Consider the following 15,071-nt stretch of genomic DNA (forward strand, 5'->3'; position numbering starts at 1 on the left):
TTAGTGGTTTTCTATAGGTAATTTGGCTAAGTGTTCAGCTGCAAATTGCACGTCGTTGTTTTTATAATCTTGTATAATTTCACCGTCTTTAAGTACAATAGTTCGATTACTAAATGTAGCAATATCAGGTTCGTGTGTTACAAAGGTTATTGTTATACCTTGTTGATTTAGTTCTTGAAATAAAGACATGATTTCATAAGAAGTTCTAGTGTCTAAATTTCCTGTGGCTTCATCTGCAAGAATCATTACAGGATTGTTTACTAATGATCTGGCAATAGCTACACGTTGTTGTTGCCCTCCAGAAAGCTGAGCAGGAGTATGGTACAATCTTTTACCTAAACCAACCATTTCTAAAGCTTTAATAGCACGTTCTCTTCGTTCTTTAGAAGTTACTTTACTATTATAAAGTAAAGGCAATTCCACATTTTCTATAGCAGATGTTCTTGCTAACAAATTATATGATTGAAAAATGAATCCTATCTTCTCATTACGAATTGTAGCTAGTTCACTTTTGTTTAAATCTTTTATTCTAACACCGTCAATTTCATATGAGCCTGATGTAGGTTGATCTAAGCACCCTAAAATATTAAGCATGGTACTTTTTCCTGAACCACTAGACCCCATTATAGTAACAAATTCACCTTTATGAATATCAAATGAAATTCCTTTTAAAGCATGAACGGTTTCTGATCCCATAGTAAAATCACGCTTTAAGTTTTGTATTTTAATTGCTTTTTTTACCATAACTATTTACCTTTTTTTTTAGATCCTGGTGGTTTTGGTATAAAAGGACTTCCATTAGTACCTTGAGCACCTTTGGTTATAGGGTTTTTACTTTTAAGGCTGTATACTAGTTTGTCTCCTTCTTTAACTCCATCTACAATTTGTACGTTTACACCATCGCTTGCACCAAGAGTTACGGTTTTATATGTTATGGAGCCATTGTTGTTTAAAACCCAAAGAACAGGTTCTTGTTTTTGAGGTTTATTTGTAGGCTCAGTTAAGTTTTGTTGCTGGAAATATTGAGCGAAAGCTGTTGGTTCTGGTTTAAAGTTTACAGCTTTAGCCTTAACAGTTAACACATCTTTTAATTCTAAAGTGTAGATGGAAATGGTTGCTGTTAACCCTGGTTTTAGCTTTAAATTAGGATTTTGAGCTTTTATTACAACAGTATAAGTAACAACATTAGAAGTAACTTTCGGATTTAAACGTACTTGAGTAACCTCACCTTCAAAAATTTCTCCTATATAGGCATCAACGGTAAAAGTTACGCGTTGTCCTTTTTTAACATTTCCTATATCGGCTTCGTCAACATCAGCTTCAACTTGCATTTCTTTTAAATCTTGCGCAATGGTAAATAGTGTTGGTGTACTATAACTTGATGCAACGGTTTGTCCTTCATCTATATTTCTAGATAATACAACACCATCAATAGGCGAATAAATATTAGCATATTCTAAATTTGTACGTGTTGTTTTTAACTCTGATAAGCGTTGTGTAACAGTACCTTTTGCGGTTTGAAAATTAAATAGAGCATCATCATAATCAGATTTACTAATTACTTGGTTGTCAAATAACGTTTTTTGTCTTTTGTAAATGGTTTCTGTATAATTACGTTGATTGATAGCATTGTTATAACTAGCCTGTGCTTGTGTAAGTGCTGCTTTTAAATTGGTTTTATCTAGTTCAGCAATAAGCTGTCCTTTTTTTACAACACTATTGTAGTCTACATAAATTTTTTTAACAACACCAGAAACCTGTGTACCAACTTCTACTTGTGTAATAGGTTCTATAGTACCAGTTGCAGTAACCAAAGTGGTTACATTTTCTTTTTTTGCTAAAACAGTTTTGGCTTCGATAACAACATTTTCATTAGGTTGAAATAGATTGTAGAGTATTAAGGCTGCTATGGCTAATACAATGCCGATTATGACAATGTTTTTTTTAGATTTCATAAGTGTTTTTAATTAAAGTGTTATAGGATTTCCTTGATAGAATTGTAATAGTTGATGGTATAAAATTCTTAAGTATTTAGCTTGTAAATAATCTTGTTGCGCATTGGTATAAGTATTTTGACTAATGACTAAATCTGTAGTACTTAAGCCTCCTAATTTGTATTTTTTCTGAGCAAGCGTGTAAGATTGTTTTGCAGCTTCCATTGAAGCCTTTGCAGCAACTAGTTGTTCTTGGGTAGAAAGTGCGTTTTGGTAAGCAGTTTCTACTTTTTTATACACTTCTTTTTCTGTAGTTAGCTTGTTTATTTTGGACTTCTCAATATTAATTTCTGCGGTTTTTACTGCTGCTTTAGTTTGATTGCGATTAAAAATTGGAATGTTAAGTGAAAGCCCTATTCTTTGATTAAAATTCACATTAAATTGATCATAAAATGTACTATTGTTTATACTTGTGTAACCTGTACCAAGACTAGTGATTAACGATAAGGTTGGTAAATAAGCACCTTTGGCAATATCTAAACCTTTTTCACTCGCTTTAATCTCTAAATTACTCGCTTCAACTTCAGGTAAAATACCCAGTGCTTTATTATAGATGTTTATTTTGTTTATAAGAATTGTAGAGTAATCTGTTTTATCATCTAAAGTTTCAATTTCAATATCTTGTGTCGGAGCTAATTCTAACAATTGTTTTAAAGCAATTAGATATTGTTGATAGGTGTTTTTAGCATTGATAAAAGTATATTTATTGGTTGCAGCCTGACTAATGGCTTCGGTATAGTCACTTAAAGCAATTGTACCAGCATTTAATCTAGCTTTAGCTCTTTCTACCTCTTTTTGGGTAGATTCTAGGTTGTTCTTAGCAATGGTAATACCTTCTTTTGCATGCAAAATCTGTAAATAATTTTCTAAAACACTTAAAATGACGTTGTTTTTAGTTTCTTCTTCTAAAAAAGTACTTTGATTTAGTAGTATTTTATTTTGAGAAATTTGATTATTTATCTGATTACCTTGAAATAGCGTTACAGTACTATTTAGTCCTAAATTTGTGCTATATATTTGGTCTGTTACATAATTACTTGTAATGGGGTCGATAGAGTTACCATTTGTAAAAGATTGTGAGGCAGAACCAAAGAGGTTTGGTAACCTTGATGCTTTAGCTTTAAGATAATTAACTGATGCTTGAGTTTTGTTTAAAGAAGCATTTTTTAAGGTAATATTATGTTCTACAGCATAGGTTATGCAATCACTTAATGTCCAAATTTTAGACTTAGATATCTCTTTTTCTTGTGCAAAATTGAACTGCACAAATAATAAAGAGGTTATGAAAAGATATACTTTCATTTGATGTGTTTTTAATTAACACTTCAAAAATGAAACATATCTCAATTTTAATAAATTGTAATAGAAGTTTGAAGCTATTGTATATATAAAAGATTAAATTTTATCGATAAGATTTTCTGTAGCACTTTCTCCAATAAATTTATAAAGAATGTCTTCTATTGTTAATAACATACAAAAACAATTTCTTTAGTGTCTTTAGTAGTAGCTTTTATAAAAATCATTGTAAATATTTTAATTGACTTTACTTCTAACTAATCTAACACTCATACCAAACGATTTTCCTTTATCTTTTTTTGTGTATGTTATAATTTTTTCTCTGTTTCCAGATACAGCAAACCCTTCTTTAAAACTTATGTAGCTGGCAGTGTTTTTATTAGGTGTTGTTGAGCTCCAGAAAGCATAGGCTCCTTTTCCCCAAAAAAAAGTAGAGTCAATTTCTGTAAATACTTGTTTATAATTAACTCTGTCTTTTTTATTTTTATTGATAGAACGATATTCTTTTATACTAGGAACTCTCCAGTCGCTGAATCCTGCGTAGTTAATAGAGTTCATTTGTTCTTGCCACTCAAAAACTTCATTCCATTTATTTAAAAACCTTTTCTCAATTGTACTAAAATCTTTTTTCATCCAAACCAAGTTTGTAGTAGAGTCTAACACAATTAGAGTAGAATCAATAGTCTTTTGGTTGTTATCAGGAGTAACTTTTTCTACTTTTACTTCAGGTTTCTTTTTAGGTTCGTTATTTTCTTTTTTAGAGTTCTTACATGAAGAAAAGTTAAGTAGTAAAACAGCAAGGATAAGTATTCTCATTTTCTTAAAATTTCAATTTTTACAAATTTATGAGTCTATAAATTAATTTCTCCTGTTTTATTTAAGTTTATGTGCTAAGATCGGTATCTTCCCATTCAGTACCGTTAGAAAGCATCCATGTTAACGAATGTCTACGTTCATGTATAACTCCTCCATTTCCAATAGGATCGAAGCCATCAGGAGCAGTGTTTCCTCCTAGTTGAGCACTTCTTACTGCATTATGTAAGCAGTAAAATAAATCCTCTTTTTCTACCAGTTTTTCTTCTTCTAGAGTGTGTTGCAGAGGAAGCCAATCACTAATTAAAGTATCAAGTGAACATGTATGATTTATTAAGATTTCCTGCATTTGCTCTCCTGTCATCATTTGACCAGAAATCTCAGGTTCATCATAACCAAAGTACCAAGCAAGTGGCCATGCGTTTTCAAACTTCCAACCAATAGAATTTCTTAACTCAATATCATTTCTAGAAGCATTAAGTATTTCTTTTTCTTCTGTGGTCATGTAACCAAGAAGTTTATTTTGATTAATGAAGTTAATTATTTTTTCGTCAGGTAAGTTTTCTGTAGGCACCATAAGCCATAAAACAAGAGCTTTTATAGCGTGGAGTCTTCCTGCGATTTCGTCAGCAGGTCTTAATTTTGTTTCTCTGATTGTAGGAAGAGAACTTGCAGGACGAAATCCAGCATCAAGACAAATAGCAATTGATTGAGATCTAATTGTTGAAGAATCTCTTTGAGTTACTTCAGGTTTAGGTGTATTATTATTTGAAGTTTTTTTTCTATTAAACCATCCCATAGTTTGTTTTTTTATGTTTGTAAACTTATAGCTTATTTTTTGGTAAAAATATTTATAAGAGCAACAGGTATTAATATGGAATATGTTAAAATATAGTAAAGATTGATGAGAATTTTGTGTTACGACTGCTTTTATGAATTGAGATTATTTGGTTACATGCTTTTATTTGTATAAACAAAACTTAAGTTATTTTGCTTGTAATGAGTTTAATGTGTTGAAAATAAGTGTTCTGTGGTTTTAGAAGGATTTACAGTTCCGAGAAAAGTTTGACGCGCTTGTTTAAAGTATCTATATTTGAGCTCTTAATGAAAATGATTTTAGATGTTAGATTTTGTGATTATAGGTGGTGCACAAGCAGGCTTATCCATGGCTTACCACTTAAAAAAGATGGAAAAAAGTTTTATAGTAGTAGATGGAGAAGAAGAAATAGGAGCCTCTTGGCTAAATAGATGGGATTCTTTAAAATTATTTACACCAACTGAATATAATCACTTACCTGGTTTAAAATTTAATGCTCCTAAAGGGCATTATCCATCTAAATATGAGGTTAGCGATTACTTTAAATCGTATGTGAAGAAGTTTGACATTCCTGTACAACTAAACACATTAATTACTTCTGTAAAAAAATCGGTTAAAGGATTTCATGTAATCTATAATGAAGGAGAAATTCTAGCTAAGAATATAATTGTAGCAACCGGACCGTTTCATATACCATACACACCACCTTGTCATACTAAACTATCTGATGAAGTATTGCAAATGCACAGTAATTACTATAAAAATAGTAAACAGTTGCAAGAAGGAGATGTGTTAGTTGTTGGAGGTGGAGATTCTGGATACCAAATTCTGGATGAAATATCTAAGGATAAAAAATCAAAAACGGTTTATTTTTCGGGAGATACGAAGGTGAAAACCTTACCTCAGCAATTTTTAGGTAAAACTTTATGGTGGTGGTTTACACTTATAGGTTTTTTAAAGTTTAACAAGTACAGTTGGATAGGGAAAAAAATAAGCACATCGTTGCAACCTGTAATTGGTACTGATGTAAAAGAAATTTTATCCCGTGAAAATGTAGTTACTGTTGGAAGAACTAAAGATGCGTTGGATAATGAAGTTGTTTTTGAAAACAAAAAAGTAACATCAATAAAAAATATTATTTGGGCAACAGGATATCGTCCTAACTTTAAATGGATAGAAGGTTTGGAGTTAGACTCAGATAACTATCCAAAAAATTATAGAGGAGTAAGTAATATTGAAGGGCTGTATTTTATAGGTTTACCTTGGATGTTTACGCGTGGTTCTGCCACTTTAGGAGGTGTATCAAAAGATGCTAGCTATTTGGCAGATATAATTAGTAAAAAATAAATTTTAAGTATAATAACAAAACCACTAAAAGTATTATTTAGGGGGTTTGTTAGATGAGTTTATAGATTTAAAGGTACTTCCCTAAAAAAATGAGTCTAATTACTTAATTAAAATATTTAAAATCTTTGCACTTAAAAATAATCCAAAACCAAATACGGTATGTGTAATTAAACTCATTATTCTAGCTTTGATTGGGTCAGGAACGTTAGAAGCGGCAATACCTAGTCCGAAAGCAGGTTGCATAAAAAAGAAAGGAGCTATAACAGTTACTATCCCTATGATTAAAGCTGGTAAAAGAGTAGGACTTTCAAGCCATTTTTTATCAAAAATAAGCACCAAGAGTAAAGCGAACATAACTCCAATAGTATAATGCGCAATCCAGCCGATTATATGTTCATGTTTTATAGAAGGAGTGGTAAATATTGTATGATGTGAAAACTTGCCATCAAAAAAATACCCAATCCAACGCCCCAGAAACTTGTAGTTAAGAGTTTTGATACCAAAGTAATTTAAGATTACGGAGTAAACATCCATAGTTGCTGTTGCTCCAACACCTATTAAAATTGTTTGAAATAAATTATTCATGTTGTTTTTTTAGACAAAAGTAAAATGAGTGAAGAAGGTGGTGATAGGACAAAACATAGAAATAACAGGATAAATTAATATTACTTAACTAAATTTAGTAGCTTCTCTTTACTGTTTTGGTTGTTAAAACAAACCAAAATCTTATTACATTCGCAGTATGCAACAAACAACAAATACAATAGTAATGGTTCGTCCTGCAAGTTTTAGGATGAATGAACAAACAGCAGTAAATAACTATTACCAGCAAGAATTGTCAGGAATGTTACCTGCATCAATCAATGCTAAGGCACAAGAAGAGTTTGATGCTTTTGTAGAAAAATTGGAAGCTGTTGGTGTTACTGTAGTAGTTGTTGAAGATACTAAAGAACCAAATACACCAGATGCATTGTTTCCAAACAATTGGATTTCTTTTCATGAAAATGGAGATATTGCTATCTATCCAATGTTTGCAGATAATAGACGTTTAGAGCGTAGAGAAGATGTACTAGAGATTTTAGAAGAAAAAGGGTTTGTAATAGAAAATGTTGTAGACTACTCTGAAGCAGAAGAGGAAGAGGTTTTCTTAGAAGGAACTGGAAGTATGATTTTAGATAGGCACAACAGAAAAGCGTATTGTGCTTTGTCTCCTCGTGCAGATGAAGAACTATTTATTGAGTTTTGCGAAGATTTTGAATATACCCCTGTAATTTTTACAGCAAACCAAACAGTTGAGGGAAGGAGAGAAGCTATTTATCATACAAATGTAATGATGTGTGTTGCAGAAAGTTTTGCGGTGATATGTTTAGATTCAATAGATGATAAAAAAGAAAAGAAAAACTTATTAAAACACTTAAAGTCAGACGGAAAAGAAGTTATTGCCATTTCAGAACAACAAGTAACACAATTTGCAGGAAACATGTTACAAGTTAAAGGAGCAAATGATGAACGTTACTTAGTAATGAGTTCCTCTGCTTTTAATTCGTTGAATTCTAATCAAGTTAAAGCTATAGAAAAGCACAGCAAAATACTACACAGCTCTCTAGAAACTATAGAAACCTGTGGTGGTGGAAGTGCTCGTTGCATGATGGCTGAGGTTTTTTTACCAAGAGCTTAAGCAACCATTGTATTTGAGACTTTATAGTTTTTATAGTACTGCATTAAGATAAAAGAACAGATTACTGAAGAAGCAATTCCTTCAATAGCTAATGCAAATACAACTAGTGGTAAACTTAGATTCTGACCCCAAAAAGAAGATTGTTCAAGTATAGTCATAAAACCAGGATCTATAAAATCTACATATATAATAAGACCTAAAATGGTTAAGGCTACAGCAATTATAGAGGTTCCAATCCCTAATAAAAAATTGCTAAAATATAACGATTCGTGGTTTTTAATGATATTGGTTTTTATAGCTCTGTTAATACCATAAAGAACGAAAGCAAAGTTTAAAAAACGCAGTTCGGAAACATCTTCCAATCCAAAAATTTTCATAATTAGAAAGAAGCCAACAATGCCCGCAAAAATTAGCAGCGCATTGCTGAATATTATTTTATTGCTCGCCATAATAGTACATTTTAAGAGTTAATCGTCTTAAAAGTACAAAATAATGATATGAAAATCAATTATTTATAGTAAAGCTTCTCTTAAAATTGTTACAGGATGTTTTGCTAGACGCTTTGTTCCGTCATAAATTTGATGACGGCAACTCGTACCAGCGGCTACTATTTCAGTATCAACCGAACAATTTCGAACTCTAGGAAACAACGTATCTTCACCCACTTGCATACTTACTTTATAATGCTCTTTTTCATATCCAAAAGATCCAGCCATACCGCAACAACCGGTATTCATAATGGTTACTTTATAGTTCTTGGGAATATTTAATATAGAAAAAGAAGCATGTGTACTAGACAATGCTTTTTGATGACAATGTCCATGTATTTTAAGCTCCTTTGTTTCATTACTAAACTTAGTTGTATCTATGGAACCATTAGCATGTTCGTTCGCTAAAAACTCTTCAATAGTAAAACAATTTTCAGAAAGCTTTTTGGCAGATATTTTATCATCTGCTAAACGTAAGTATTCGTCTCTAAAGGTTAAAATAGCAGAAGGTTCAATTCCAACGAGTGGTGTTTCTTTAGAAATTAATTCTTTAAAAATAGTAATATTATTATTAGTAATTTCTTTAGCTTCCTTTAAAAAACCTTTAGATATATAGCTACGTCCGCTTTCTTCATGATCTACAGTTTTTACTTCGTATCCTAACTTTTCCAATACCACTACGGCATCTTTACCAATTTCAGTATCGTAGTAGTTGGTAAATTCATCGTTGAATATATAAACGGTTTTTTTTGAGTTTGTCGATTGGTGTTTTTTTAACCAAGTACTTAATGGCTGTTTAGCTAATTTAGGAACAGAACGTTCTGTAGCAACTCCCATAACTTTTTTAGCTAGGGTAGTGTTGGTAAAGAAATTTGTTAGCACAGGGAACTTACTTCCTAATTTATTGTATTTGGCATTGTTAGCAAACAATTTACTACGGAAAGAATACCCGTTTGTTTCTTGATATTGGTATAAGAATTCTGCTTTCATTGAAGCAATATCTACATTACTCGGACATTCGCTAGCACAAGCTTTACAGCTTAAACATAGGTCGAGAATATCTTTTAGTTCTTTAGAATCGAACTTGTTTTTAGCAGTATTATTGGTTAACACTTCACGTAATGTGTTTGCTCTAGCTCGTGTAGTTTCCTTTTCGTTTCGAGTTGCTCGATAACTCGGACACAAGGTTCCACCAGCTTCGGGAGACTTACGACAGTCACCTGAACCGTTGCATTTTTCAGCCAGTTTTAAAATACCTTCGCTATCTGAAAAATCTTGAAGAGTTGCTATCTCAGGTTCATTTCTATCAATTTCATAACGCAAACTTTGATCCATAGGAAAAGCATCTGTAATTTTTCCTTTATTGAATACGTTATTTGGATCGAATGCCTTTTTTATTCTTCGTAATAGTTGATAGTTTTTATCACCTATCATCAATGGAATAAACTCTGCACGCACAATACCATCACCATGTTCACCACTAAAGGACCCTTGATATTTCTTAACTAACTCAGCGGTTTCAGTAGTTATTTTCCTAAACAGTACTACATCTTCCTTTTTCTTTAAATTCAAAATAGGACGTAAGTGTAACTCACCAGCTCCTGCATGTGCATAATACACTGCTCTTTGCTGATATTTATCCATAATCTTGGTGAATTCCTCAATATAGTTAGGCAAATCTTCTAGGGCTACGGCAGTATCTTCAATACAAGCTACCGCTTTATCGTCTCCCACTATATTCCCTAATAATCCTAAACCAGCTTTTCGTAGTTGATGCACTTTAGCAATGTCTTCACCATACACTTTAGGATAGTGGTATCCAAAGTTGTTTGCCTTTAAATCTTCAATAAGTTTATCGGTTAGTACTTCTGCTTCTTCAATGGTATCGGCAGAAACTTCTAACATTAATACAGCTTCAGGATCTCCTTGTAAAAAGAAACGATTTTTTGCTTGTTCACGGTTGTTTTTAGTACAGTCTAAAATCACTTTATCCATCAATTCACAAGCATAGAGCGTGTGTTTCATAGTGGTAACGGTAGCTTTTAAACTTTCATTTACACTGGTAAAATGTGGACACACCATAATACTTTGGGTAGGAGGTAAGTCGTCTAGTTGAATGGTGATAGCTGTTGAAAATACCAAAGTACCTTCACTTCCTGATAAAAATTTAGCAGGGTTAATAGTTGGTTCAGTTCCGCCAAATAAATCGGAAGTTAAAAACTCATCAACAGCATACCCAGTATTTCTTCGGTGAATGCTTTCCTTTGGGAATTCTTTTTTAATTTCTTGCTGAATAGCTTCTTGAGAAAGCTCTGTATAAATAGCACGATAGATGTTTCCTTCTAATGAATTCTCTATTTTCTTTTGGTTGAATTCAGCTGAGGTAATTTCAGAAAAAGTAACTTCACTACCATCACTTAATAAACCTTGAATAGCAATGACTTTATCGCGGGTAACTCCGTAACGTATAGAAGTACTTCCTGAAGAGTTGTTACCTACCATTCCGCCAATCATACAACGGTTAGAGGTTGAGGTATTCGGACCAAAAAACAATCCGAAAGGTTTTAGGAAGCGGTTTAAATCATCACGAATAATTCCTGGCTCTACGGTAATGGTTTTGTTAATTTCATCAAAAGCCAATATGTTGGTAAAGTGTTTAGAAACGTCTACAACAATTCCATCTCCTACACACTGTCCTGCTAACGAAGTTCCTGCAGTACGAGGAATTAAGGTAATATTGTTCTTAGTAGCAAAATCAATTAACAGTTGAATATCTTGTATATTCTTGGGGTAGGCAACTGCTAGTGGGATTTTACGATATACTGAAGCATCGGTTGCGTAAATGTTTTTATGTAGGTCGTCAAAAAATAGTTCGCCAGTTAATGATTTTTTGAACGTTTCTAGTTGTGTTGTTTGTACCATTATCTTAATTACCTAAAATGTGGGTAGTGTTGTTAGTTATTCTATTGGAATGTGACGCTTAAAACAGGTATCGAAACATATAAAAGTATCGGTTCCTGCCACTCCTTTAATTAAATGTACGTTATCGTATAGTATTTTTTGTAAATGTTCATTGTCTCTAGCAAAGATTAAAATAAAAATAGCGTAGTAACCGGAAACAAAGTTACATTCGGTTATTTCAGGTATTTTTTCCAACTCATGCATTACTTCTTTAGCAAAGCGAGCTTCACGTAATCGAATACCTGTGTATGATTTGGTTTTATAACCTAAGTTCTTTTCTTCTAAAACAAACTCAGCATTTTTAATAACACCTTCAGCTGTTAGCTTTTTAATGCGCTGATGAATTAAGGAGTTGGAAACTTTTAATTCTTCCGCAATTTGTGAATAGGCTTTACGAGCGTCTAAACGTAATTTTGAAAGTATTTGTTTGTCTATATAATCAAATTGATTTTCCAAAAGAATAATTTTGTTAGAATAAACTTAATATAAGCTACAAGATAAACAATCGTTTTTAACGAAAAAAGTGTAGCCGATGATGCAAATATACGGCTACACTTTTTCAATATTCGATTTTATGATTAAGCATTTATTACTGACAAGCAGTTTTGTATGCTTTCATCTTGCATATCTTCATACCATTTTGTTAACTTATAAACAGGTTCACCTAAATCTTTTTCAAATAATGATTGATTAGAAGTACCTTTATATTCACGCTTAGCATCATCTGTACCTAAGTTTGAAGCAAAAATTCCTGCTGCACTTACAGGTAAGAAATCTTCGTAGACCATAGGTTCTATGCTTAAATAACCATCCTTTAATAATTGGTTTACATCTTCTTTTGTATACACTTTATCTTTAGATAAGGTTTTTACTTTATCGGTGGTAAAGTAATGGAAGTAAGCCAGCTCTTTTGATTGTAACTCTTTGTAGTTATCAGGAAAAACTTTAAAATTTTCTGCTAATAATTCATTGTATTCAGAGGCATTTTCGGCAGTTGGTGATCCACCAATAGCTTTACGTGTTTTACCTAACAGTTCATGATACAAGTCAAGTCCTTTTTGAGTTAATGCTGCACCACGTTGTTCAATCTCACCAAAACGAGCTTTATGTTCGCCTATTTCTTCTTTTTCAACATTGTTTTTAAAAGTTACTTTTTCGGTCAATGCCTTAAAACTTGTTTGACGTAGTAAAATAGGGCATTTTCTTGCAGGAGGTCCTTCTATATTGTCTTTTGGTGGAATATTACGATCCTCCATACTTACTTGTACCTTATCTATATCTAAAGTTCTAGGAGTTAAGTGGTTGATGTGAGGTCCTTTAAAAGCAACTACATCAGCAATTAATCTGTGTTGATTTAGTAAAGCTTCGTACATTTCATAATCTACAGTAGCAGTATCGTGCCAACGAAAAGTTTCTAATGCTTCTTGAACAAAGGTTTCGGCATCTTCTTTATTTAAACCTCCTTCTTTTTCGGATTTATCAATGAGTTGTAAAACTTTTTCTGTAAAAATTTGACGTTTTTCTAAAATAGTTTCAACATTGCTACGAAGCTGAGCATCATCAATTAAATCTATACGTAATAAAGAGGTAAAAACTCTGAATGGAGCTTGGTTAAGAGCAGTGCTTTCAATAGCTCTAAACGCCGTAGAGTGAACAGGAACACCAGCTGGGGCTAAATCATAGTAACCAACAGAATACATTCCCATAACCTTAAACAGACGCCTCATAGTAAATAGCTCATAGGGTTTACCTAAACGAATTGCTCCGTGGCGTTCCATATTTAGTCGAGTTAATTCTCCAGTATGTGCTAACTGTTCTTCAATTTCTTTAGACTCTGAAAGAACGTTTTCATTTATGTCATGAACCAAATCAAGTAGATCACCATAAAGTGGTACCTCTTTCTTGTACATATCAGACATAATTTTAGAGAAACGGTTACGAATGTACTCTGGAGAGACAAGTCCTTCAGCCGTATTAGTAAAACTTTCTAGTTTATTTTTTGATGACATAGTTTGTTGAAATTTGCTACAAATTAAAAGAATTTAATTTTTTTTAGAGTCTATAAAAGTGAATTTTGTTTTATTGATGTTTATTTTGAGTTGATTTGCTTTTGTTAATGCGTTTTTTAAAAACAAAAAGACAATTTTTACTGAAAAAATGTTTTTTAAAAGTCAATTTGACTTTGTTCCTGTGTATAAGCCTTAGTAAAATATTTCTGAGTTCTTAATTCTATTAGAGAATAAGCAAGGAATGTATACCTTAAACAAAAAATCAAGAGTTTCTTAACTTTAAGAATAATAGTAAATAAGTGTTTAGTAGATAGAGTTCCAGTTGAATTTTATATGGAAAAATTTAATTTACAGTAATTTTCTTCTCTCAAATATAAAAAATAAACATTAAAAAGGTGTTCCATTAGTATTGGGACAATACCCAAGGTTTAATAGGTTTGTTGTTTTTGCCTAAGAGGAGTAGTTTTTTAATTTATAATTGTTTGATATAAGTTATTTCTGTCTAGAATATAAATATGCTTATTAAGTACTTGAATAGCATATGAATCTGCTTCAAAAAACACAGAGTCATCTTTTTTTGTTAAAAAAGGCTGAGTATTTGTTCCTTTACTATCAATTTTAAAAACAAATGATATAGCTTCACCTGAAGTATAAAAAGAGGTTGTTATAAACGCATTATTTTTATGAATAGCTATATCAGATATTTCTCCATAAGGCATGTGTGTTTTTTTCCAAGTTTTCCCTGAATCATTTGTATACAATAATATATTGTTTAAACCGCCAATAAAACCAGTTTTGGAGTTAAAAAACGCAATAGATGATAATACAGAATTTTCCCCAGAGTATAGAAGTTGCCAGTTAATTCCTCCATCAATACTTTTATAGCATTTTCCAGATAATGTGGTTATTATTAATTCATCAGCAGAAAGTATTGCTATATCTGATATGCCTTTTTCATTTTTAGGGAGGTTATTATTTTTAATGATTTTCCAGTTTTCGCCTCCATCTATTGTTTTTAATATTACGGAATGGCGCTCATGTTCTCCGACAATAAAACCTATTTTTTCTGTTAAAAATCTAATTTTATAATATTTGAATTTTTGATACCTACTTTGGTTGTCTTTAAAAAAGTATTTAGTATCAAAAACACTCCAGTTTTTTCCAAAATCTTCACTTTTATAAATATAGTTATTAGCTCCAACTATAAAAATATTATTTCCAGAAAAATCTACAGATAGAAAGGAGTTGGCAAATCTAGAAAAACTAACTTCTTTCCAGGTTTTTCCACCATTTTGGGTGATTCTAGCGCTTAATCTGGTTCCGCCAACTATAACACCAAGGTTGTTATTTTTAAACTTAAGGCCTTGATAAAAATGAAATCCAGTTTCATCTAGATGATGTAGTATCGAAACTTCTTGATTAGAGGATGTATTGGTAAATTTATATTGATTTTGGGTAATATTATTATAAGTATTGTATTCTATTCCAGGAGCTTTATTTATTGGTATAAAGCTTTTACTAACCTTGTATGTTTTTGGGGTAAGGTCATTTTTGTTTGATTTATTATTGATACAAGAGTAGAAAAGAGTAATTGTAAATAATAAGATAGGTAATTGGGGTATTTTCATTATTCTAAGTAATTTTTATCTGTTTGTACTTGGTACATTC

General features: G+C 31.8%; 13 protein-coding genes. 2 read left to right on the forward strand and 11 right to left on the reverse strand.

Annotation, left to right across the window (positions count from 1 at the left end):
- The 5 genes from C8N27_RS09065 to C8N27_RS09085 all read right to left on the reverse strand — a co-directional run bounded on the left by C8N27_RS09065 (nucleotide 1) and on the right by C8N27_RS09085 (nucleotide 4,902).
- Nucleotides 1–744, reverse strand: coding sequence for an ABC transporter ATP-binding protein (locus C8N27_RS09065; protein ID WP_121147102.1), 744 nt, complete (start codon nucleotides 742–744; stop codon nucleotides 1–3).
- Between the two features lie 2 nt (nucleotides 745–746).
- Nucleotides 747–1,955, reverse strand: coding sequence for an efflux RND transporter periplasmic adaptor subunit (locus C8N27_RS09070; RefSeq protein ID WP_121147103.1), 1,209 nt, complete (start codon nucleotides 1,953–1,955; stop codon nucleotides 747–749).
- Nucleotides 1,956–1,967: 12 nt separating this feature from the next.
- The gene (locus C8N27_RS09075) at nucleotides 1,968–3,296 is read right to left on the reverse strand and encodes a TolC family protein (RefSeq protein WP_121147104.1); all 1,329 of its coding nucleotides are present in this window, start codon (nucleotides 3,294–3,296) and stop codon (nucleotides 1,968–1,970) included.
- Between the two features lie 231 nt (nucleotides 3,297–3,527).
- Complete coding sequence (locus C8N27_RS09080) at nucleotides 3,528–4,106, reverse strand: Lcl C-terminal domain-containing protein (RefSeq protein WP_121147105.1); 579 nt, start codon at nucleotides 4,104–4,106, stop codon at nucleotides 3,528–3,530.
- Nucleotides 4,107–4,173: 67 nt separating this feature from the next.
- Nucleotides 4,174–4,902: a DUF4272 domain-containing protein gene (locus C8N27_RS09085; RefSeq protein WP_121147106.1), complete on the reverse strand. Its 729-nt coding sequence runs from the start codon at nucleotides 4,900–4,902 to the stop codon at nucleotides 4,174–4,176.
- A 321-nt stretch (nucleotides 4,903–5,223) separates the two neighbouring features.
- On the opposite strand from C8N27_RS09085, the gene C8N27_RS09090 reads away from it, so the two are divergent.
- On the forward strand, nucleotides 5,224–6,267 hold the full coding sequence (locus tag C8N27_RS09090; protein WP_121147107.1) for a flavin-containing monooxygenase: 1,044 nt from the start codon (nucleotides 5,224–5,226) through the stop codon (nucleotides 6,265–6,267).
- Between the two features lie 99 nt (nucleotides 6,268–6,366).
- Here the strand turns inward: C8N27_RS09090 and C8N27_RS09095 are convergent, their stop codons facing one another.
- Nucleotides 6,367–6,852: a DUF2938 domain-containing protein gene (locus C8N27_RS09095; RefSeq protein WP_121147108.1), complete on the reverse strand. Its 486-nt coding sequence runs from the start codon at nucleotides 6,850–6,852 to the stop codon at nucleotides 6,367–6,369.
- A gap of 157 nt (nucleotides 6,853–7,009) precedes the next feature.
- Here C8N27_RS09095 and ctlX point away from each other — a divergent pair, with 157 nt between their 5' ends.
- Nucleotides 7,010–7,945: a citrulline utilization hydrolase CtlX gene (gene ctlX / locus C8N27_RS09100; protein WP_121147109.1), complete on the forward strand. Its 936-nt coding sequence runs from the start codon at nucleotides 7,010–7,012 to the stop codon at nucleotides 7,943–7,945.
- Here the strand turns inward: ctlX and C8N27_RS09105 are convergent.
- The 5 genes from C8N27_RS09105 to C8N27_RS09125 form a co-directional block, all read right to left on the reverse strand.
- On the reverse strand, nucleotides 7,942–8,322 hold the full coding sequence (locus tag C8N27_RS09105; RefSeq protein WP_099216357.1) for a hypothetical protein: 381 nt from the start codon (nucleotides 8,320–8,322) through the stop codon (nucleotides 7,942–7,944). The genes ctlX and C8N27_RS09105 overlap by 4 nt on opposite strands.
- A 135-nt stretch (nucleotides 8,323–8,457) precedes the next feature.
- On the reverse strand, nucleotides 8,458–11,355 hold the full coding sequence (locus C8N27_RS09110) for an FAD-binding and (Fe-S)-binding domain-containing protein (protein ID WP_121147110.1): 2,898 nt from the start codon (nucleotides 11,353–11,355) through the stop codon (nucleotides 8,458–8,460).
- A gap of 36 nt (nucleotides 11,356–11,391) precedes the next feature.
- Nucleotides 11,392–11,850: an Lrp/AsnC family transcriptional regulator gene (locus tag C8N27_RS09115; RefSeq protein ID WP_241210203.1), complete on the reverse strand. Its 459-nt coding sequence runs from the start codon at nucleotides 11,848–11,850 to the stop codon at nucleotides 11,392–11,394.
- Nucleotides 11,851–11,972: 122 nt separating this feature from the next.
- Complete coding sequence (gene hglS, locus C8N27_RS09120; RefSeq protein WP_121147111.1) at nucleotides 11,973–13,403, reverse strand: 2-oxoadipate dioxygenase/decarboxylase HglS; 1,431 nt, start codon at nucleotides 13,401–13,403, stop codon at nucleotides 11,973–11,975.
- A gap of 467 nt (nucleotides 13,404–13,870) precedes the next feature.
- Nucleotides 13,871–15,031, reverse strand: a complete 1,161-nt coding sequence (locus C8N27_RS09125; protein ID WP_121147112.1) for a WD40/YVTN/BNR-like repeat-containing protein — start codon at nucleotides 15,029–15,031, stop codon at nucleotides 13,871–13,873.
- Nucleotides 15,032–15,071: the final 40 nt, after the last annotated feature.

The sequence above is a fragment of the Tenacibaculum discolor genome, assembly GCF_003664185.1.
Taxonomy (GTDB): domain Bacteria; phylum Bacteroidota; class Bacteroidia; order Flavobacteriales; family Flavobacteriaceae; genus Polaribacter; species Polaribacter discolor.

Excerpts from the sequence above, each read along its gene's own strand:
- C8N27_RS09065 (WP_121147102.1), bottom strand. The coding sequence starts at position 744 with ATGGTAAAAAAAGCAATTAAAATACAAAACTTAAAGCGTGATTTTACT.
- C8N27_RS09070 (WP_121147103.1), bottom strand. The coding sequence starts at position 1,955 with ATGAAATCTAAAAAAAACATTGTCATAATCGGCATTGTATTAGCCATA.
- C8N27_RS09075 (WP_121147104.1), bottom strand. The coding sequence starts at position 3,296 with ATGAAAGTATATCTTTTCATAACCTCTTTATTATTTGTGCAGTTCAAT.
- C8N27_RS09080 (WP_121147105.1), bottom strand. The coding sequence starts at position 4,106 with ATGAGAATACTTATCCTTGCTGTTTTACTACTTAACTTTTCTTCATGT.
- C8N27_RS09085 (WP_121147106.1), bottom strand. The coding sequence starts at position 4,902 with ATGGGATGGTTTAATAGAAAAAAAACTTCAAATAATAATACACCTAAA.
- C8N27_RS09090 (WP_121147107.1), top strand. The coding sequence starts at position 5,224 with ATGTTAGATTTTGTGATTATAGGTGGTGCACAAGCAGGCTTATCCATG.
- C8N27_RS09095 (WP_121147108.1), bottom strand. The coding sequence starts at position 6,852 with ATGAATAATTTATTTCAAACAATTTTAATAGGTGTTGGAGCAACAGCA.
- ctlX (WP_121147109.1), top strand. The coding sequence starts at position 7,010 with ATGCAACAAACAACAAATACAATAGTAATGGTTCGTCCTGCAAGTTTT.
- C8N27_RS09105 (WP_099216357.1), bottom strand. The coding sequence starts at position 8,322 with ATGAAAATTTTTGGATTGGAAGATGTTTCCGAACTGCGTTTTTTAAAC.
- C8N27_RS09110 (WP_121147110.1), bottom strand. The coding sequence starts at position 11,355 with ATGGTACAAACAACACAACTAGAAACGTTCAAAAAATCATTAACTGGC.
- hglS (WP_121147111.1), bottom strand. The coding sequence starts at position 13,403 with ATGTCATCAAAAAATAAACTAGAAAGTTTTACTAATACGGCTGAAGGA.
- C8N27_RS09125 (WP_121147112.1), bottom strand. The coding sequence starts at position 15,031 with ATGAAAATACCCCAATTACCTATCTTATTATTTACAATTACTCTTTTC.